Source organism: Photobacterium piscicola, from assembly GCF_900166965.1.
Taxonomy (GTDB): Bacteria; Pseudomonadota; Gammaproteobacteria; order Enterobacterales; family Vibrionaceae; genus Photobacterium; species Photobacterium piscicola.
The window spans coordinates 1-20,491 of sequence record NZ_FUZI01000018.1 but is presented as its reverse complement, the minus strand read 5'-3'; the positions used below and the strand labels follow the sequence as shown (position 1 = coordinate 20,491).

The following is a 20,491-nucleotide window of genomic DNA, read 5'->3' as shown; positions in this document are numbered from 1 at the left end:
CGATAAAAACGACCGTATATTTCGGACAGACAATAGTAGTCATTAGACGGGGGCTGGGTGATGCCACACATATGCGTTAGCATCAATCAAAAACCGTTCCATCTTTTGGCTATATATCTGTTTGGCTGTTCAACGTTATGCTTTATCAGGTGCGATAGTTCTGTGACAGATTAGTTAGGGCTGGGCATAGTCACACGGTATCGCCAGAACCGCTGCAGACCTGGGCGTTACTCCAGATCATTTCTTAGTTGGTTTGTGCGTGTCGAGTGACATCAATCAGACCTAACAACTAAGCAATTGTTGCGCATCAAAATAGTGGTGATATTAGATCACCCATTGCGCCATACCTGTTTATTACTGCACTTAACAACACCATAAGTTCAGTACGTCCCCGTCAAGACGGCATTACGTTGTCACGTATTTAGTTAGTTTTCATTGTATTGCTTACCAATGACCACCCATTTATTTAATGTCGCTGGCGTGGGTTTGCCCGCTACGACAATAGAAAAAATACGATTACTATTTTTGTGATGGGTGTCACGAGGGTGAGTTGATGTGACTGCAATTAAGCAGCATAATGAAGAGGTTATATTTTCATCATTTCTTTTACTTAGTAACTGCGCCAACAGTTAACTAAGCATTATCAGCAACATTCCCTGTCTACCTGATAGCAATTCCTCTTGCGTAAAAATGAACGCTCTACACTACATAGTTGATTATTACAGTACTGTTACAGTGGCTTATAGCGCGGTATGTTTCCGATGGTTATGTAATACGTTATTTGTTAGTTACATTTAGCTCGGTCATAAAAACAAACCTAATGCACTATAACTTTATATTTTTTATAAAAAAGAAACCATTAGATCTCTTTTACAATCTTATACTTTTTTTATTTCTGAATAATCCGTAGTGGTATAAAAACTTTTTCCTTTAGCTGCATGAGATATTGTCACACGCTCTCCTTCTCCAAAACCAACTCGTTTAGAATACGAAACATTAACTCTCATACCATCATTTACACATTCAAAACTAATATGGCTTTTTCCTACTTTACGTATAGTACGGCATAAAATTGTACTTCGTTCACGATCTGTAAATCGTTCTTGAGTTTGATATCGAGTAACTTGCTTACCTTCAATTAATGTTTCTCGACCATCTCCATTTAACGGTTGAAAATTATAATCAACATTTGATATAGAACTTCTTCCTACATGCATATTTAGGCTTGGATTATAAAAATTGATTGCTGATGCTTCTGCAATATCAGCCTCCGTTTGAGTTTCTGCTATTGCTATAATGTAATGTTTCCAATGTTTTTCCGTACGTAACGCAACTTTAAATTTCTGGTTTCGCTCTGGGTGTGAGGGCGAATTAGCTACATGATGATGTTCAGCCCAGCGGTTAACAATACATTGAGCTTGGCCTATATAGACATCACCATTTGATGATTGATGAGCATAAATAATATGATTAGCGTTTCTAACCTGAAATGCTTTTAAATTTAATGTCACTACTACATACAACGAATTCATGGCGACTCTCCTAAGAGCAATTGTTTTTATTTTCTATTTAAGAATATTTCTTAACCAAATTATCAATTAACATCTAGTCTATGTAAATAAATGCTCAATGATGAGCATCACATATAACCAGTTGAAATTTCATGTTTTTTAATAAAAATTAAACAAAAAAAACATCTATTCATTGCATAACTTACGTAAGTTATTAAACTTAGCTAAGTGACTTCATTTACGTAAGGGAAAATGATGGGAAAGATTATTTTACTTGGTAGCCAAAAAGGTGGCTGCGGGAAATCAACATTAGCGGTTAATGTCGCGGGTTGGTTGGTGCACCAAGGTCATAACGTTATTTTGGTTGATGCCGATCCACAAGGCTCAGCTGTTCGTTGGGCTCAAGATCGCCAAGAGAAAGAAAAACTCAAGCATATCCCTCACGTACAAGCGTCAGGTAATATTAACCAAACCTTAAAAGACCTATCCGTACATTATGATTATGTTGTTGCAGATACAGCTGGTCGTGATAGTCGTGAATTACGAACAGGTATGGTTATTGCCGATGTATTACTTTCACCATCTCGTCCATCTCAATATGATTTAGATACTTTGCCTCACTTAACAGAAGTGTTTTTACAAGCCCAGGATATTAATCCAAAGCTAAAAGGCTATTTAGTTTTAAACATGTGTCCAACCAATCCTGTGATCAAAGAAGCTGATGATGCTAAGGAATATTTATCAGAGTTTCCTGAGTTTAAAGTTGCCACATCGCTTGTTTATGATCGTAAAGCATTCCGTGATTGTGTTGCTGAAGGCAAAACTGTTTTCGAATGGAAGGATGCTAAAGCTAAAGCTGAAATCAACGCTTTAATGGAGGAAGTTTTCCATGGTTAAAAAACGTGAACGTGTAACAGAACAGCAAAAAATTGATGCTTTTGCTCGTGGTGCTGAAATTAATGTTATTACTAAAGAAACGGCTGTTAAACGTGAAAAGAAGTTTAAGCGAGTTACTTTTTCTCTAACAGAACATGAAGATCAATTAATTGATGATTTGTCACTTATTGTTCGGTCGTTTCGTTGCAATCGTTCTCAAGTAGTAAAAGCTGCATTAGCTTTATTAGCGGAACAAGATGAAAAAACACTTTGTTCTTATTTAGAAAAACAAAATGAAAATTGATTGTTTATTTATACAGTGAGTATGTGTGTTAACTCGAAGAGTTATCCACATATTCAGTGGATAGATCCAATAAATAGATCCTATATAGATCCAAAAGAGATCCCTGATCGCGCTAGCCCTTATATAGCAGGGGGTGTAGAGGAACGTGGTGTATTCTAATTGGGTAGAGGGTGTATTCTAATTGGGTAAATGGTGTATTCTAATTGGGCAAAGTGGTGTATTCTAATTGGGTTGGCTTTTTCTATTAATGTGGACAATATGGCTCAGGATAAGAACCTACTACCTCTCACGGAAGTTACTACCTCGAATAAAATACAATTAATTACTAGTGCATCGACTAGTGTGCAACCTAATGTATTACTTCGTACTGGTGTTTTTACGCCGGTTGGCCGTAAAGTGAATATTAATAGTGGCACTATGATGGATTTAACAACGGATTTAGTGAATCTTGAGTTATGTCAAAAAGAGGGTTACGACTCGGTTACAGTGCGTGGGACTCGTCTTAACGTCGAAACAGACTTTAAAGTATGGTGCGGAATTGTCTTAGTTTTTAGTAAATTAGGACTGTCATCAAATACTGTTCATTTGAAGTTCAGTGAATTTGCTAAGTACTGTGGTTATCCAAGTCGTCGATTTGATAAAAACCTCCGCCGTCAAATTGGTGAGTCGTTAGAGCGCATCCAAAGTCAGAGCCTAACCTTTCGTCGTAAAGGTGCCGATAAAGCAGTGCATACGGGTATGTTGCTTAAAGCCAGTTATGATGGTGATGAAGATCGTGTAGAGCTAATGGCTGATGAATCGCTATGGGATTTATATCGTCTTGATTATCAAGTGCTTGTTAGTATGAAAGTACTTTCTAAATTACCTCGTGCTGAAGTTGCACAGTGTTTATATTTGTATTTATTGGCCTTGCCTGAAAATCCTATCCCAGTGTCTTTTACACGTTTACGTGAGCGATTACGCTTAGAGAGTTGTACCAAAGAAGCTAACCGTAAAATCAAAACAGGTTTAAAGAAGTTAGAGTCTATAGGTTTTCTTAGTGGCTCTTTCATGACCAAGAACGGTGAGCAGTATTACTGTATCGATAAGCGATTTAAAAAGCTTTGCAATGCGTCAGATGCAAGCCCGCTTATGAATGATTAGGTGTACGCTGATTGGGTAAACAACCCAATTAGGATACACTATTGTGATTTATGTCACTGTTTTGTGGTGTACGCTGATTGGGTATCCTTTCGTTTTGCGTCTGCTTTTCCTTTTTTATTCCTCTTTGATGCGCGCTGATTGGGTAAATTACCCAATTAGAATACACTTTTTAGCTGTTAATCTGATTTTGGGTGTGCGTTGATTGGGTAAATTAGTCATATAGCGCTAATTCTGCATCATAGGTGTACGCTGATTGGGTAAACAACCCAATTAGGACACACCACTGTAAATTATCTTCTGTTTATTGTTTTGCTTTTTCTGTTTGGTTAGCGTGATGAATCCTATTTAATCAAGGAATGATCATGGCTAATTATGCTTATCTGCGTGTTTCGACTGATTCTCAAGATGTAAATAATCAAAAACATGGCATTTTGGAATACTCAAACCGTTTAGGGCTCTCTAGTTTAGTATTCGTGGAAGATTGTGTGTCTGGAGCAAAGAAGTGGCGTCAGCGGCGTTTAGGGGGCCTATTAGAAGGGTTAGCGTGTAATGATGTGATTATCTTTTCTGAAGTGACTCGTATGGCACGTTCGACAATTCAAGTGCTTGAGATCTTAGAATTATGCATGGAGAAAAAAATTAACGTTCATATAGCGAAACAAAACATGCAACTTGATGGTTCTATGCAATCAAAAATTATTGCAACGATGCTTGGATTAGCAGGAGAAATTGATCGTGAGTTTATTCGAATGCGTACCAAAGAAGCATTGGCTGCACGTAAGGTAAAAGGTCAGATTCTTGGGCGACCTAAAGGTCCTGCAAAGCGCTTAAAACTTGATGATAAACGTGAACAGATAGAAAAGTATCGGGCTATGGGGTTAGGAATTAGAGCTACTGCTAAGTTATTAGATGTTGCACCAAGTACATTAAGTGATTATTTAAGGCATTGATTTTTTAGTGTTTAATAACAGTCATAACTTACGTAAGTTATGACTGTTAAGTAAGTTCCATATTAACTATTCTTACAACGAGCAGCTAAAACAGGATTTATATTACCTTGTATATTCTGTACCTTTTCCGCACGTTCACATTCCCATTTTGTAACAGGGTATTGTTTATCCCATACTTCCATTAGCTGGCGTTGTTGGCGGCTCATTTTGTATTTTGGATATGCTGATTCAAAGTACATATAAGTACGGGCGATAACACCACGTGCGCGCTCTGGCGGCTGTGCATCATGGTCTTTTTTATCAATGATCATGTCGCAGCTACCAAATGAACGATAGTTTTTGCTTGCTGTTTTCGGCAGCATAACATAGTTGTAGTTCTGGCGAGCCGCATTCACAGCACCTACTGCAGGGAATAAGTTATATAGATCTGATTGCATTAAGCGGTATTCTTTATTGGCTTTTTCGGCACATTTACGACCTTTAAAATCTTTGCCTTTGCTATCTACACATACCTTTGCTCCTTCACGCCATTCACTAAAGGCGCGGCCAAAGTTCTCGGCGGGTACTACATGTTCAGCTTCCCAACGTTTTACACGCTTCTTATAAACCTCAGTCGTAAAGCCTGCGGGTAACGTTATGTATTTATCAGCATTAAAATCTGCACCACAGTAGATGGTTTTCATGTCGGCTGGGTTGGTATAGATCTGCTTTTGCATGATCTTTTTAGCTTTACTGAATGATTGGTTGGTAGTGTTACCTTGTGGTGTATTGGCTGCTGCAGCGATTGGAAATAGTCCACTGAGTAAAATTATTGTTGTTATTTTCACGGTAAAATCCTTTTTCGTTTAGTGCAGTGATTATTTGGGTTTTAGTCGGAAATGTAAATTAATGATCTGTTTTTACGTAAGTTATGCAAGTTGCGTAACTTACTCTTGTTCAGTCATGAACAAATTGAAAAATATCGTGTGATTAAGTTTGAGATTAGAGTGGCTAACAATATATATCAGTACTCTAGTTATAATTTAACATGCTGATATATAATAAAAGAATAATCATCATAACTTACGTAAGTTATGACTATCGATTAATATTTATTAGGTGAGAATAAGTGAATTACGATCTAATCTTTAAGTTAATTGCTGCGGCTGTCAGCTTTATTTCATTCTTTATTGCAGTTTATAATATAAAGTTTAATAACAGGAAAAAACTCATTGATGAGTTTACTGTTGCTAAAGCATTCTTAGAGGATTTAGATAGCCTTAAGAATAAATTTGTTATTGAAAAAGGGTATCAAGCCGTTGCTGGTTCTGATCGATTTGATATCGATGTTATCAAGCATTTGTTACTCTTCCCTAATCCAAGTCGAGCTTTAAAAGATTATAGACTTGCATATAGGCTTTTTAAAAAACACAGAGAAAATGGCCGTTTAAAATTCAAATGGCGTTTCCGTTCTTTATGGATAAGAAAAGGTTTGGCAGTATTTTACTTCCTTAAATATTGGCTATCAGGCATGGCTATTTTTTATGTTGTAGTATCTCCACTTTATACCCCTGAATTTATTATTAACATCTTTAATTTGCTAGGTGTTAAACAACAGTCACATTTCACTCTTATAATTTTTATTGGCGTTATAAGTTTGTATTTTGCACTTTCATCACTTTATAAACTATCTGTGTTATTTAGTGCTTTCGATTTGTTTGATCAGGAAAATCAGTGGCTTAACTTTAAATAGTATTATTGCGTAAGTTATGAGGCTTGCGTAACTTATGTAAGCTTATCGAAGCTAATCCTGCTCTATCTCACACCTTTCTTCTGCAGTCGTTCCTTCTTTGAATAAAGGGTTCGACCAAGCCAAAAAAACGCTTTGCAAATGTCTTGGCCCATTCGGGTAACGATCAGGGCTATTAAGATCAAAATCTAAATCAAGAGCAAAAGCCAAATCAAAAGCAAGAGCAAGAGCAAGAGCAAGAGCTTTCGATTGCTGTGCTAAGTGCTGCTAAATTTTGTGCCGTTTCCATGTGCTTGCTGTTTTCTCCTTATTGTTTCTCAGCGTTTTCGTGAATTGCAACGTGGCACATCAGAATATTTAAAAAAAGGGTAAATACACGCAAGCGCCCTTGTTTTAAATATTCAGAGGTGCCTCGGGAAAGAATAGGCGAAAACGGCGATGAGAAACAATAAGGAGAAAAGCAATGGCACATTCCAACTCTTACAAAACAAGCAGCACTAAGGCACATCAATCGAGCAACGTATCACCGTTGCACCACTCAGGCTCTACAACGATGATCGGCGGTTCTGTGGAATATCAAATAGATCACCGTCTTTATCAACTATATGAAAATCTAAGAGCATGTAATCCAAGCGTGTTAATTATGGTTAACGCGCTAAACGTAGAGATTCGGCAGCACCCCGCATTGGGGCCTGTGATTACGACTTGTGGTGATCTTGAGTGTTTTATTACAGCAATTACAGAATATGAAGAGGAAGCAGGATTATGAGTTATATGGATATTGCGAAAATCATTTTAGGCCAGCTAGGCGGTAACCGGTTTATTACTATGACGGGGGCAAAGCATTTTGTAGGCATTGAAGATCCTGGCTTGCAGTTTGATTTGCCTGTTAGTGCTGGGACATTAAATAACGTTACGCGGTTACGTGTGGTATTAGACCCAAGTGATACTTATAGCGTGATTAGTTATCGTAAGCTGCGTGGCCAATTTGATTATGTTGAGGTAGGGCGGCAGTCGGGGATCTACTGCGATATGTTAGAGAGTACTTTTACTGAAATGACGGGGTTGTATACGTCGTTGTAGGTAATATAAAAACCGTTATGAAGTAACGGTTTTAATTTAATGTTGTGGATTTCATCTTATTTACTAGCTTGTGTGGCAAGAATTACAGCAGTAATAACATCCGTTGATACTAAGTGCTGGGTTGTTCTTTTTAACTTCAGCTACTGCACCTGCGCATGTTTGGTGAAAACCTGCGTTAACTTGATTTTCTGGATTCGGCATGAATGAGCAACCATTGGTTAAATTGTGTACTTCATGATCACCATTTGGTTGAGCATTTTTATTGACTATAAAATTAGGCATTTAAAACCTCTATACTTACAATATATTTGTGAGGAGATGTTTAATAGTAAAGCGATTATTTCCCTGATGATTTACTTGGCTTTAACCCTGGTGTATTACCTGGAGTGCTTTTATTATCACGTCGGCGTTGATCTGGCTTTCCTGTTGATTTTGCTATTGGTTTTGGACCTGGTTTTAGCGCCATAGATAGCTACCTTTTAGATGAAATAGACTTACTTTTTATATTGATATAGAGGTTTGATTGCAAGAAGGGGAGGAGTGTTTTTCGATCTACATTCAATTTTAATCCTATATTGTTTTATTTAATAACTTTATAAATAGAGCCTCAATGGACAATCCTTAACCGTTGGGCTTAATCGAGTTTCTAATTACAAGTTTTTATGTGGCTAGTAGATAGAATGTAACCTTCACATATAATAAGGCCACTTGTTGGCAGCCTTTTTAAGAACAGTTTAAAATGTATTAAATTAAAAATTTGCCTGTCTGTAGTATGTTATTAGTTCCTTTTAAACTCACTTTAAAAACATGCTCAACGCCAACCACTATGACTTTTACATATACATGGTTCTTTTGAGCAAGCTTTTCTAAAAACTCCTTATCACGCTTTTTGTCTCTATATGCATAAACTGTCCGTAAATAATAACTAGTACCAGAAAAATTATAAACTTTGTCATCATTATCAAACTTAAACAGAAAACTTCCTGATCTAGGCTTTGAATATCGCCCATCACCTCTTCCCATCGTGGAGCTGATAGTAAATGAAGTAGATTTTTCTTTTGCAGATAAGGAGAAGCTTCCTCCCCAAGTTGAACCATCTTCTTTAAGTCTAATAATATATTGCCGATTCCCCTCGGTAAAAACATCATATTTTTCTGTTAATGAACTATGTTTTGTTTCAACTATTTGATTACTAAATTTTCCTTCACCTGCAAACACTATCGCAGACATAGAAACGAAAAAAAAAATCAATAGTGTACGAATTATTACCATTATTTCCTCTACTAAATTTATTAGACAACTAGATCAAAAGAATGGTAACACTATATTGCGTTTATGCTATTTTTTTTGATTTAAATTATGTAGTTAACCATATTTTATTATATGGGTATGTAGTTGTGGGTGTTACGAATTGACCCTAAAAGCGATTAGATCTCATATCAAGCTGACAGTACTAAAAGACGGGCTTTCCTCACCTGGGATAATGCTGGCCAGCTGACGAAATTTTTCAAGATTGCACTTCCTCGGCCATCACAAAAAGCACTGCAGTGGTAACGACATTCAGACAAGCTAAATAACCACAGCGGTAAATGTCATGGCCTCAAAAGCACAAACTTGCTCAATTTAGCTGGCCCCTTAAAAGCGTTTGCCAACCCCTAACCCCAAGCATGGGGAAGTTTACGCAAGCGCAAACAAGAGCTCGACGCACAGCAATGGCTCACATTTTTTGTTTAAAGGAATAGTGTTGCAGTTCGCCATTGCAGTGCGCTTGAGTATCGTGGGTGTGGCCGCGGTAGAATTACGCCATTTTTGTGCCTTTTGCGGGCACAAAAATGGCTTAACATAATGTTTTTTATGCGAAATTGCACGCGCCTAGCCCCAGCAAGCTGGCGGGCACTGAGCAACTTCAAGCATAAAAGTAAATTATGTTAAATTTACCGCGACCACGTTGGCTATTGTGGTTGCTGTGACCATAAGCCAAATCAAAAGCCTAGCAGTGGCAGGCAAGCTGCCTTTATTTATCGCTTAATGGGCAAGCCATAAAGCGGGCAGGATCGGTAACAGCTACCGTTGGTCGCGCGTGGAAAGTCTTGCCCCTTGGCCGTTCCGTCCAATCCACCTGGCGCAAGCGCCTCGGTGCCCCCACATCCCCCGCCCACCCGAAGCTCCCCGCGATAAATGGCTGCTGTTAGTGTTGGCTCTGTCTTTAGGGTGTTAATTGCGGTTGTCGTGTCACAGGCAAAGTTAAGGCGCGGGGCGGGTGTGCTGGCCGTGGGGGGGAAGTGTATGTATAAGTGTTAATGATCATGCTGCAATTAAAATAAAATCATACAAAAAAGATGGTTGTTCTTTGATTGTGTTAAATATGGAATGCAAATTTTATTTTGCGATGTAGAAAAAAAGCCAAAGCCACCTAAAAGGTGGCTTTGGCTTTTTTTTGTTTACGTCGACATGGCGTCTTTCAGCGTCGCTAAGGAGAGTGTCGTCTCTTAATCCTCAACCAGTACCCATATTATAGGGGGTTACAGATTAATGTCAATAAAAGTAGTTATAGGAAGTCGATCATTTCTTGAATTTCTTCATCTATCTTTTCATAAACGTTACTTAATGTTGCTAACCCATAGCGAATATATTGATCTTTAATAACTTCTATTGTGGCTCTATTCTTTCTCTCAGTTTGTTCCATTGTTGCTCTTAGTGTCATGTTTTCGCTTCTAAGCGTGGCTAATTCACTGTTAATTCTTAATAAATCACTGTTAATTCTTAATAAATCACTTTTTTCTATTTTTAATTGCTCGATCTCGTCTTGCAATTTTTCATAATCTTTTATACCGACTGAGTTTGCTATCGCTGTGTTTAGTTTTATTAAATCATTTCTTGTGATTTGTTCTCTATAGCGTGTATCTCTTATGGCTGAATATGACTTTCCTCTTGTTTTAGGAGGAAGTATTCTCGTGATGGAGACTGTTTGTATCATATGACATAAGGCATATGATTTTTTTCTGTTTAATGTCACACAATTAATCAAAGATTCTTCACTAATTTCAAAAATTGAATTATTCCGTGAGTATCCTGGAGCTTCTTGTGATGTTAAAGGAACGACTTGAACAAAGTCTTTTGTGACATTTAGCACAATTGCAGGTCTACGCTTATGCATTTCTTTTATTTGGTTTGAATCAGGATAATTTTTGTTTGATTGAAGGTTATTTGTATTACTGTAACAGTCTGGTCGGCTTCCAAACTCTACTTCAATAACTGTTCCTTTTCTTAAAATTTGGTTAAGGCTTATTTTTTTTAATTCTTTAGTTTGATCAAGATATTGGTCATTAGTACAATCTATAGCTTCTAATGTAATATTTATATGGTTAGTTGTAGTAATAATCTCTCGTGCAATAACTTTCCATCGATTATTCATACTTGAAGAGAATAGTTTTGTTATTGTCGGAGAGTTCCCGTTTATTGATGGGATTAATGTTTCTTTTATGTTAAGGAAGTTTTCTGTTCCTATATGTGTTAATTGATTGGTTTCTTCATCACTAGATGGAACTAATTGATAGTAGTTAATTGTAATTAAAGGCATTTTATTCAAGCTGTTAAAAAAGTATTGTTTATTGTCTATCCTTGCTTGTTATCTAGTCAACATATTGATTGATAATCGTTATATAGTGTTACAAATATCTCATTTTAAGTATGCCCTAACAAAACCTGATCTCCCAATCTACATTGCCACACTAAAAAAACCATTCATACAAAACCAACCAAAGAAACTAATTTATACGAAACTATTAAGATGTGGTGTTTTGCACGTTTGAGCTTCGAACTCCATTGGACAGTATGCATCTAACATCAAAAATTTTATGTGTCCACATTGGCTTTAGTCGCTGCCGCAACCACAAGCTGTCTTTGTTTATCGTTTTATGGACAAGTCATAAATTAGACAGGGTAGTTAACTGTTATGGTTTGGTTGGTGATCGCTTGATTAATTATTGTTCTAAATCATATGGGAAAGGCAGTGGTTTAATTGTTGTGGATAAAAAGTGTTTGTTTTTTAGTGTTTTTTTTGACTTATCCACAGATTTGCCGTGTTTTTTGTTTTGTTTTGTTTAAATGTTGTTTGCAACTATTCTTTTCATTATATATTATGTGGTTACAATATGTTTTTTAACTTGTTGGTAGAGGGAGGTAGAGGCTAATTTTGTTTATTATTTACATGTATGAATATACAGATTATAATAAGTCTGTCTTTTTTTAGACGAAGAAAAACCCCATAAGCACTTTTGCTTATGGAGCTAACTTTGCGCTAACGTTTATGATCCCTGCAAGTTTCATTAGTAACGTTAAAGCATTAACAAGGAATGATATAATGATAGATATCGCACCTCTGTTACTTGAGTTTTTAGTCAATTTTTCAGCTGCAGTATTTGCAGGTGTTTGTCTAAAATACTTATAGGTAACATTTATACCAATCTATAGTCTAATCGACTTAGAGTGATTTAGCAGTAATCGTTTTGATTATTGCTATTTTTCTATTATACCTTTTTCTCTATACAGGTCAATATATCAATGTCTTTGCTAATCAATGAGTTATAGAGTAGTGTCAACTTTTAAGATACTGATATACATGTTCATTTATAGCGTTTACTAAACCCCTCAAAAGTATATTGCATATTTACGAAACTAACCTATAAAAACCCAACCTTTTTAGCCCGTTGAACCGTACTAGGGTTGCATCCTACTTTCATGGCCACTTCTCGAACGGATAAGCCTTGTTCTAACAGTTCGATAATTTTTGCCTTACGTTCTATGTTTGGCTTCCGTCCTGAAAATTTTTCAGCCCATAACTTCGGATCTTGTTTAATTGCTTGGCGTCCAGCTTCGGCACTGGCTAAACGATTCTTACGTTCTGCTGCGGCCATTGCAGTGATCATGGTTAATTGAATATTGGTTGTCATGTCTTGCATATCATTACCAGAGTAAGCAAAGGTCATATTCTGATTAATGGTTTTGATTGTGACACCACGGTTTAACAGCTCGCGGATAGTTGTCTCTGAATCGTGATAGTCACGGCCTAAGCGATCTATCCACCAAACTACCAGTACATCATCTTTTCTTAATTTATCGAGTAACCGGCTTAATTGTTCACGCTCTGTTGCGGGTACTGTTCCACTACAAACATCGGTTGATATTTCGATGCCAGGATATGACTTTTTAATGTCGCTAACTTGGCTATCTGTTGTTTGTGTAGTTGTTGATACTCGGGCGTATGCAAATTCCATTTTATTCCCTTGGTGTGTGCTTATGGTTATCATGTGCTAAATGTAGTGTATGCATATCGAAAAGTAAACACCAAAAGCGTACGCGATAAAGGGGATTTACGTGTATGCAGTAGAACATGATTAAAAGCACACAGACTTTTAAGGGAATACGGACTAGGGGTGTTTATTATGTTGAAGTGGTGATTTGTGAATTAGGTAACATGGTTAACAAAATAAAAATATGGGGTTATCTCTGTTTTTATTTAGAAAAACCTATTAAAACACTAAAGCATTTCACCTCTTAATTAACATGATGGCTGGAGATTGTTCAATCTTTGTTAACGATGATAGATGCAGAATAAGTAGTATGGTACAGGTGGTAACATTCTCTGTGGGGTTTTTGATGTTCTAGGTGGGAATGTCATGTTGACCTGTGGTTATGTGTGACGTATAGTTATGAATATTCAATTCGCGATATAAAAATGGAGTTGCCATTATGAATTTAAATGATAATAAAGTTACATCATTCTCTAGTATTACCTTATTGTTATTAAAAGAATTAAGGTTAGAAAGAAATGTTCACCAAGCACAAGTTGCTGAAATATGTGGAAAAACTCCGAGTGCTTGGACAAAAATAGAGACGGGGAAAAATCCTCTCACAATGGAGATTTTTTTTAGGGTTTGTACAGCCTTATCAGTGGCGCCGTCGGCTGTTTTAGCAACCATGGAAAGGTATGCAGCATTAATGAGTCAGAATGGCTGGGGGGTTTTATCTCAGCAATTGAGCTTTGAGGAAGATCTGCTTTTGCAGGAGGCTCAAAACTATTATTTGACACCAGGGTTTCGTAATAGGATTCAGCCGCAATCGTGGAACTTTAATATTTCAGTACTTAATGGCCCTATTTATAACTTGGACGGTACAATTAATGTGGTTGACGTATTTAGATATACATTAGACGAACAGTTCCAAATTCAACAAAAAGAATTCAAGCCAACGCATGGTTTTTAAGGTGACCTTGCATTGAACATAACTTCAGAAGGTCGCCTAACAGGCGGCCTTTTTCTTCACGACAGTCGTTCAATTTATACTATTTTTTTCTCATAAATAGCCCATGCAGTGTTTAGTTTGGGTGAATAAAACAGCATTGATCTGGCGTTAACCTTGTTCATATTGGATTTATCCGCTGTTATGCCCCGTGATGATTATGAAACGCGTCATAAACGCCAAGTACAAGGCATCGCGAAATCAAAAGCAGAAGGTAAATATAGTGGACATCGTCGTATAAATGAATCACAGCATCAAGATATTAGAGATCAGCTAAGTCTTAGGTGCAGTTATTCTGACATACAGCAGAAATTAGGTTGTAGTGGGGCAGCGATAGCAAGAGTGGCTAAAATTTTCAAAAAGCCCAACTAATGGGCTTTATTTATCAGCTAAAAAACATTCATTTGAAAATGAATTTGTAATTAATGTTGATATTCTATTAAATATTAATGTGTAACACTCTTTTGATTTATTATAATCATCATCTTTAACACCATCTTTATTCTTTCCATGTGATATATCATTTCGTTTATTTAATAGACTTAACAGATCATTATCTATTTCTTTTAATATGTTATGATCCATTCCCATTTGATAAAGTATTTTTCTTAACACATCTGGACCAATGTTACTTTCCGTACTTATATACCCTCTTGGTATTTTTACTTTTTTATTTTGTACATCATTGAAGCTTGAATAAAAATCCATTTCTCTACATCGTTGGTGTAATTTTGTGTCATCAGGAAATGGTCTTTTAAATAAATCATTTTTTCTATCTTTGTTTTTTAATGCTATAAATTCATTATTAAGTGTTGCAACTGCAATCGCTGGTTTTACGTCTTTACACTTTAAATTTAAATCATTAATCGATTCAGCATAAAGATTAAATGAAAATCCCACAAATCCTTCAATGTGAGCATAAAACATACCGATTATAGATCTTCTTAATCTCTCTTTGTCATTTTGTTTTTCCATTTTTTCTTGAAGATTATGAAAGAAGCGAATATCTTTTTCTCTCCATTCTTTCTCTGTTTCTAATCTTATTATTAATTCTTCTAATGTCATAGTACTACTGATTTAAAATGTTGTCTTGCAATAGCAATACGTTTGTTTAAAGAACCTTTAGAATTTTTACCTCCACCGGTTGTTTGTTTTGAAAATTCGGTATCATTTTTAATTTCAATTAATTTTTCTTTTATTTTATGGATGTGGTTCTGATCATTTTCATCAATATTTTTTAGAATATCTTGAATTCCAATACTTATTGATTCAAATTGATAAACTGCAAAATTAGCTTGTGGCCCTTTATTTCCCATTCGACCAAAAACTCGATCTTGTAATGCTGAATTTAATATTTTAAATGTTTTTTTGAAAATATATTCTTCATCTTCATATTTGAAATTTTCCTGTTTATTTTGACTATCAGAAACGTCTTCCATGTATTCTGTTAAGAAATCAGCAAGGTCGTGTATAAATTTATCTTGTCGATTTTTTAATGCAAAAAAGCGTAGAACTAATTCTTGATCAAAACTTCCTAATTTTTGCGCTTCAGATATTCTATCTATGCTTTTCTTGAAATCATTATTTTTACTCATGTCAATAATAAAATCAATGAATGTAGGTGATAACATTCTTATTGTACAATTACGTATTTGTTGTGGAGTTAATTCTTCACCGCCCGTATTTAATCGTTTAAACATGTGGTATCTAAATTTACTATCACTTCCCTTTCTAACCACTTCAACACGTACAAATGCACGTTTTAGCCTTATTTTTAGAGATAATGGTAACTCTTCATAAGTCCAACCATTTAACTCTTCTACAATATCACAGTCTTGTAATTTTAATTGCTCTCCTTTCTTGACCGGATTTACTAAATGTTCAGCATTCAGATGCCCTCTTAAGTGTAAATATGAAGAAAATCGTTGTAAACCATCTATTAGCTGATAAGAACCATTTTCATCTTCTACAACATAAATTGGGGGAACTGGCATTTCTAATAATAATGATTCTATAAATCTTGAACGAGAACCTTCTGTCCATCTAAATAGACGCTGATACTCAGGATTAATATCAAGTTCGCGATCATTATACATATCTAATAATTCATTAAATGATAAGTCCAAGCTTTGCGTGTGGACTTTTTCCATTTTATTTTCTAATATTTTTTGTAATTCATTATTTTCCATAATTTTTCCTTTTTTTTATTATTTCTATTACACTTTCTACTGCTTTTGTTGTTTTTCTATATTTTTTTCCTTTGGGGTTTATATTTGCCATGTTATTTTTACTTTTAAATTTATAAGTGTTTACATGATGTAAACCATTAGCTATAAACATATCTATTATTATTTTTTCCAAGTCACAATGAATATCTTTATAAAATGAATCCTGTACAACTAAAAAACACTTTGAGTTTTTTTTCAAAACTCTTGATATTTCATTGATTGATAATCGTAAATTATAGAAATATTGATAAAAATTTTTATAATAATAACCTGATGATGCTAATGATTCATGTTTGTTAACTTTATTTAAAAAATCCATGCAAACATTACCAAGGTTTTCATTTTTTGGTAATGTTTTAGGTACGGTTGTTGCCCCCATTAATGAACGTCTTATATTACTAATTTCATTCTCACCTTTTACTGCCAATATTGATAATTCTGGTAATGTAGCGACTGCATAATCAATTCTTGTGCAGTATGGTGGTGAAGATATTACCAAATCAATTGAATTGTCTTCTATTGGTAAGTTAGTTGAGTCTGAAGTTTTTATTAACGGTTCTTTTTTGTTTTTTATTTTAATATTGCATTCTAATTTTCTTACTTCATTTAAAAAATTTTTTCGTATTTCAAACCATTCGATACTGATTTTTTCTTCGTTTATTTTTGCTTTTTTTATCCATGTTGGATTTGATGGTATAAAACTTTTTAATAATATTCTGACTATATTAAATAAAGCCACATATTGTAAGCATTGAATATTACTTAATGAATTTGTTTTTTCATATATAGAATTAAATTCATTTCCTTTTAAAATAAATTTTTCTATTTTTCTTATATTTTCAACTGACTCTTTGTCAAACCAGTTTAATAATGAATCAATATCATCAACATTTACTTTGAATCTCGATGTTAATAGTTTACTTTTTTCTAGATGTAAATCAGTGACAGTGGTTTGTTGTGATTTAGCAATTAATACCATTACAGGGTTAAGATCTATGCCTATAGAGCTATAGCCTTCGTTAGCACAAGTGCTTGTAGTTGTTCCAGCTCCATTCCAAGGATCTAATATGATGGATTTCTTTGGTAACTTACAGTAATGCAAAGCACTTTTTGTAAAGGAACGTGAATAACCAGCATAGTAATTATACCAATGCGTTTGGTCTGTAACTGTTTCTGCTGAACGCTTGGGGTTTTGAATCACTATTTAATTTCCTACGAGAGAATTAACTCTTCTTTTTAGCTACTTTTCTATTTATTATTGTACTTTGTCAGCAATAACTTTCCTACTGAATACATTATTATTCGTCTTTAAATATAACTTTGAGTATGTTTTTAGTCTTTGAGTAGTTGTTTTCATAAAAGATTAAATTTATTTTTTATTGAAAGAATTTTAATTACACAACTTTGTTCCTTACTGACCCCTCACCGATACAACCGCCCAAACATGTGCATTTGCATGGTGACTGCTTTACCACTCTCGTTCTCAAATGTTAACCAATCTATGATTCCCTCTCCTGCATTGAATTTAGGGTGCCCATTCATGCTATCGATCTTAATTGTGGCGTAGTCTTGATGGCGTTTGATGTTTAATCCTGTGAGGCTATGGCCATCAACAATATAAAGGGTGTTGTTATTGGTGGTGCAGCTGTTGGCCGTGGGTTCAGTTGTGGCGATAACGCACCAATCATCGGTATAGGTTTTGGTATCGGTGAGGCCTACTGTGTGCAGGTACACTTCTTTGTTACGCATCACTGCTTCAGACTTGGCGGCAATGAATAGCCCTTTGAGTTCGGTAACCGTCCGTTCTATTTTGTTACGTGCCATTAGACTATGAAAGCTTGGTGCCGCAGCTGCGAGTACTACCGCTAAAATAGCCATAGCAATGATCAGTTCTAATAAAGTAAATCCATTTTTATTCAATTCATTACCTTTATTTATGTATTACATTATAAGAATTTAAAACGGTTAGCTTTCCATTCTGCTCCGTCGATTAATCCCTTGTCGTAATAGCCTGCCCAATCAAAGAAAAACGGGCTAAAACTGCTTTCTCCAATCAAGTGACTAATGCCAATACAGATCACAATAACGGCTGCTGATATGGCGTATTCAATCGGATCACCGGTACGAAATCGCCCGCCAAATAAGTGGAATCGTCGGTCGCTATAGGGGGAAAACGGCACCCCACTTACGGTCATTGCGTCAGTTAATATGTGGCTAACCCCACCCCAGGCGAATGCCATAAAAATGCTGTGGTAATCCCAAACAAAAGTGAATGCAATCGCAGCTGTTAGCCAATGGGTTAGAACGTGGGTCGGGCCTCGATGTTTGATTTTGCGGCCACAGATTTTGGCAACGTATTCCATCCAATCGGGGGCGGTTGCGCCAGCAACACACACGGCAACGTGTGGTGGTGAAACTACGGCACACAGTGAACCCGCTATGAGTGTGTGATTGAGCCATTTCATTGCGGTTTGTCCGTTTTAGGTTGCGAAGGCGGTAGATAGGCGATTTTTTTAAGGTAGGAATTTACGTGTTTGCTGCTGTCGTTGTCGCACATTGAGATCAGGGCTAACCGATTTTCGATGACTTTAGCTTCGTGACTGAGTATGTCGCGTTGTGCTGCTGCTACTTTTTCTAAAAAGCCAATTTGCTCGGTGATGTTGGCTATCCCCTGCTTTACTCGTGCTTGTGAACGGGCTTCCATAGCCAAATAGATCCCCATTTCACGGTATGCATGATTGCGATTTGCTAAGGCTTGTACAAATGCTGCGACTTGGCTTGCGGTGCCAACTCTGCGTTTATGTTCCCATTCGCGTTCGCGGGCTTGTTCTGTTGTGGAATACAACGGCATCTCGCCAACAATACCGATGTAGTGATCTGTAATGTCAGGCCAATCACTTGAATCATATTGATCAACACTGCTGCGCATTCCTGCGACTAAATTAACGTCTATTTTGAATTTGGTCTTTTCCGGGTAACAGCGCGTGACTACTTGATAAATTTGATCAGGATTAACGCGAGGGGCGTCCTGCAGTGCGGGGATTGCTGTATGAAAGTCGGGGCTTTCACCTTTGAGGGTCGGTAATTCAAAAACCTGAACTTCTGGCGGCTTGTTGTCATCGGATTGTTGCCACGGTAGTTCTATCGGCCATTGGCTCTCTGGCTCTGTTTCTGCATTGGCATCGTTACTGATAACGGCAAGTAATACGTATAGCACAGTTGAAAGTAGCATCATTGTGTTAGCTGCTATGGTGATGAGTATTAGATGGGTAATGCTTGTTGGCTTAGTCGGCACGTGTTGATCTCCTGCCGCTTCCCAACATTTGCAAACCGCCAACAACCGCCCCAACTTCCCACGCACCGGCTACAACACATATAGCTACTAAAAACCACATTAGGGCTTTGGTAGTGTCATAGCTTACGTCACTTTCAAGGTTTGTTCGCTGCGGGTCACGACGTTCGACTAATGGCCGCATTGAGGGCGGCAATCGTCCTTCTTCGCTGACGGCCACAAGCCACAGTTTTGATGACAACATGCATTTGCGGGCAATTTGGGCTTTACGGCCTGTGAGCTTGTGCGCGTCGTCGATGAATAGCATTGCTTGAGTGTCGAGCAGGTAATCGGCAAGTAAATCGGCTTTGAGTTGTAAGTTGAGCTTGTGCCATGGCGTAGCGTTCGGCTCGGTTTTAGTAAATTCGGCATACCACTTGTCGATGCCTTTGACTTCGATCCAGCTGGAAAGCGGCATTAGCCCTTCAAGTACGACAGGTTGTGCCTTCGGGCCCCAGATTTCATGACGAGAATCTTTGAGGCGCATTAGCCACCGGCTTTTTCCAGAATCGTGGGCTCCTGTGATGAGCTGGCACTGTTTACGGCGCAGGCAAGTTTCCGTGCGTGTGTCGCTGGGGGCAAACTTGCGCGGAGCATCGACAACAAGTGGCGTGACGTACTTGAGGCCGTTTTTTCGTGTGCGTTTATTGTCAGTTCGAAGTTTTAAAAATCTCATGTACGTAGCGTGAGCAAAAAAAAACGGAATTGAAAATTGCACTTTAGGGCGTGGGATGTGCTTCAACAGCATCTGCAACTATGTTGTTAATCACTAAAAATTTCGGAGAAAAAACTCGCGGAGCGTGTCCGAGCAACGCCTGTAATTTTCGGACAGCGGAAAAATTTTTTAGCAAAAAGTAAGGGGTAAACAAATTATGAGATCACATATCCTTATTATTTATGTGTGTTGTCCGATAAAAACGACCGTATATTTCGGACAGACAATAGTAGTCATTAGACGGGGGCTGGGTGATGCCACACATATGCGTTAGCATCAATCAAAAACCGTTCCATCTTTTGGCTATATATCTGTTTGGCT

22 protein-coding genes are annotated in these 20,491 nt (G+C 36.8%); 8 read left to right on the top strand and 14 right to left on the bottom strand.

Annotated elements, in window-relative coordinates; all coding sequences use genetic code 11:
• Positions 1–878: 878 nt before the first annotated feature.
• Entirely contained in the window at positions 879–1,532 is a 654-nt protein-coding gene (locus CZ809_RS20245) for a GIY-YIG nuclease family protein (RefSeq protein ID WP_080159317.1), read from the bottom strand.
• A 234-nt stretch (positions 1,533–1,766) separates the two neighbouring features.
• Here CZ809_RS20245 and CZ809_RS20240 point away from each other — a divergent pair, with 234 nt between their 5' ends.
• The 4 genes from CZ809_RS20240 to CZ809_RS20225 all read left to right on the top strand — a co-directional run bounded on the left by CZ809_RS20240 (position 1,767) and on the right by CZ809_RS20225 (position 4,784).
• A complete protein-coding gene (locus CZ809_RS20240; RefSeq protein ID WP_080159316.1) occupies positions 1,767–2,408 on the top strand; it encodes an AAA family ATPase in 642 nt (213 codons plus the stop codon).
• The gene (locus CZ809_RS20235) at positions 2,401–2,691 is read left to right on the top strand and encodes a hypothetical protein (protein ID WP_080159315.1); all 291 of its coding nucleotides are present in this window, start codon (positions 2,401–2,403) and stop codon (positions 2,689–2,691) included. Before CZ809_RS20240 ends, CZ809_RS20235 begins: the two co-directional genes overlap by 8 nt.
• A gap of 258 nt (positions 2,692–2,949) precedes the next feature.
• A complete protein-coding gene (locus tag CZ809_RS20230; protein WP_080159314.1) occupies positions 2,950–3,834 on the top strand; it encodes a RepB family plasmid replication initiator protein in 885 nt (294 codons plus the stop codon).
• 362 nt (positions 3,835–4,196) lie between these two features.
• Positions 4,197–4,784 carry a recombinase family protein gene (locus CZ809_RS20225; RefSeq protein WP_080159313.1) on the top strand — a complete coding sequence of 196 codons (588 nt, stop codon included), beginning with the start codon at positions 4,197–4,199 and terminating at the stop codon, positions 4,782–4,784.
• A gap of 62 nt (positions 4,785–4,846) precedes the next feature.
• On the opposite strand, the gene CZ809_RS20220 is transcribed toward CZ809_RS20225, so the two are convergent.
• The gene (locus tag CZ809_RS20220; RefSeq protein WP_370738026.1) at positions 4,847–5,596 is read right to left on the bottom strand and encodes an endonuclease; all 750 of its coding nucleotides are present in this window, start codon (positions 5,594–5,596) and stop codon (positions 4,847–4,849) included.
• 296 nt (positions 5,597–5,892) lie between these two features.
• On the opposite strand from CZ809_RS20220, the gene CZ809_RS20215 reads away from it, so the two are divergent.
• From CZ809_RS20215 to CZ809_RS20205, 3 genes are all read left to right on the top strand, one after another.
• A complete protein-coding gene (locus tag CZ809_RS20215) occupies positions 5,893–6,516 on the top strand; it encodes a hypothetical protein (RefSeq protein ID WP_080159311.1) in 624 nt (207 codons plus the stop codon).
• Between the two features lie 460 nt (positions 6,517–6,976).
• Positions 6,977–7,282 carry a hypothetical protein gene (locus tag CZ809_RS20210; protein ID WP_080159310.1) on the top strand — a complete coding sequence of 102 codons (306 nt, stop codon included), beginning with the start codon at positions 6,977–6,979 and terminating at the stop codon, positions 7,280–7,282.
• A complete protein-coding gene (locus CZ809_RS20205; protein WP_080159309.1) occupies positions 7,279–7,596 on the top strand; it encodes a hypothetical protein in 318 nt (105 codons plus the stop codon). The genes CZ809_RS20210 and CZ809_RS20205 overlap by 4 nt, the downstream gene beginning before the upstream one ends.
• A gap of 63 nt (positions 7,597–7,659) precedes the next feature.
• Here the strand turns inward: CZ809_RS20205 and CZ809_RS20200 are convergent, their stop codons facing one another.
• The 5 genes from CZ809_RS20200 to CZ809_RS20185 form a co-directional block, all read right to left on the bottom strand.
• Positions 7,660–7,878, bottom strand: a complete 219-nt coding sequence (locus tag CZ809_RS20200; protein ID WP_080159308.1) for a hypothetical protein — start codon at positions 7,876–7,878, stop codon at positions 7,660–7,662.
• Between the two features lie 55 nt (positions 7,879–7,933).
• Positions 7,934–8,062 carry a hypothetical protein gene (locus CZ809_RS21510; protein WP_268877607.1) on the bottom strand — a complete coding sequence of 43 codons (129 nt, stop codon included), beginning with the start codon at positions 8,060–8,062 and terminating at the stop codon, positions 7,934–7,936.
• Between the two features lie 278 nt (positions 8,063–8,340).
• Positions 8,341–8,868: a hypothetical protein gene (locus tag CZ809_RS20195; RefSeq protein ID WP_080159307.1), complete on the bottom strand. Its 528-nt coding sequence runs from the start codon at positions 8,866–8,868 to the stop codon at positions 8,341–8,343.
• A 1,276-nt stretch (positions 8,869–10,144) separates the two neighbouring features.
• Complete coding sequence (locus tag CZ809_RS20190) at positions 10,145–11,176, bottom strand: type II toxin-antitoxin system PemK/MazF family toxin (protein WP_144396216.1); 1,032 nt, start codon at positions 11,174–11,176, stop codon at positions 10,145–10,147.
• 1,102 nt (positions 11,177–12,278) lie between these two features.
• Positions 12,279–12,872 carry a recombinase family protein gene (locus CZ809_RS20185; RefSeq protein ID WP_235865989.1) on the bottom strand — a complete coding sequence of 198 codons (594 nt, stop codon included), beginning with the start codon at positions 12,870–12,872 and terminating at the stop codon, positions 12,279–12,281.
• A gap of 475 nt (positions 12,873–13,347) precedes the next feature.
• Here CZ809_RS20185 and CZ809_RS20180 point away from each other — a divergent pair, with 475 nt between their 5' ends.
• Positions 13,348–13,860, top strand: coding sequence for a helix-turn-helix domain-containing protein (locus tag CZ809_RS20180; RefSeq protein ID WP_080159304.1), 513 nt, complete (start codon positions 13,348–13,350; stop codon positions 13,858–13,860).
• Between the two features lie 414 nt (positions 13,861–14,274).
• Here the strand turns inward: CZ809_RS20180 and CZ809_RS20170 are convergent, their stop codons facing one another.
• The 7 genes from CZ809_RS20170 to CZ809_RS20140 all read right to left on the bottom strand — a co-directional run bounded on the left by CZ809_RS20170 (position 14,275) and on the right by CZ809_RS20140 (position 20,131).
• Positions 14,275–14,961 carry an MAE_28990/MAE_18760 family HEPN-like nuclease gene (locus tag CZ809_RS20170; protein WP_080159302.1) on the bottom strand — a complete coding sequence of 229 codons (687 nt, stop codon included), beginning with the start codon at positions 14,959–14,961 and terminating at the stop codon, positions 14,275–14,277.
• Positions 14,958–16,085: a DUF262 domain-containing protein gene (locus tag CZ809_RS20165; RefSeq protein WP_080159301.1), complete on the bottom strand. Its 1,128-nt coding sequence runs from the start codon at positions 16,083–16,085 to the stop codon at positions 14,958–14,960. Before CZ809_RS20165 ends, CZ809_RS20170 begins: the two co-directional genes overlap by 4 nt.
• A complete protein-coding gene (locus CZ809_RS20160; RefSeq protein ID WP_080159300.1) occupies positions 16,075–17,325 on the bottom strand; it encodes a hypothetical protein in 1,251 nt (416 codons plus the stop codon). Before CZ809_RS20160 ends, CZ809_RS20165 begins: the two co-directional genes overlap by 11 nt.
• 221 nt (positions 17,326–17,546) lie before the next feature.
• Positions 17,547–18,044 (bottom strand): pilus assembly FimT family protein, encoded by a 498-nt coding sequence (locus tag CZ809_RS20155; protein WP_080159299.1) that lies wholly within the window; start codon positions 18,042–18,044, stop codon positions 17,547–17,549.
• A 26-nt stretch (positions 18,045–18,070) separates the two neighbouring features.
• Positions 18,071–18,589, bottom strand: coding sequence for a metal-dependent hydrolase (locus CZ809_RS20150; protein ID WP_080159298.1), 519 nt, complete (start codon positions 18,587–18,589; stop codon positions 18,071–18,073).
• Positions 18,586–19,461, bottom strand: a complete 876-nt coding sequence (locus CZ809_RS20145; protein WP_306341435.1) for a hypothetical protein — start codon at positions 19,459–19,461, stop codon at positions 18,586–18,588. The genes CZ809_RS20150 and CZ809_RS20145 overlap by 4 nt, the downstream gene beginning before the upstream one ends.
• A complete protein-coding gene (locus CZ809_RS20140) occupies positions 19,409–20,131 on the bottom strand; it encodes a hypothetical protein (RefSeq protein WP_080159318.1) in 723 nt (240 codons plus the stop codon). The genes CZ809_RS20145 and CZ809_RS20140 overlap by 53 nt, the downstream gene beginning before the upstream one ends.
• Between the last annotated feature and the right edge of the window lie 360 nt (positions 20,132–20,491).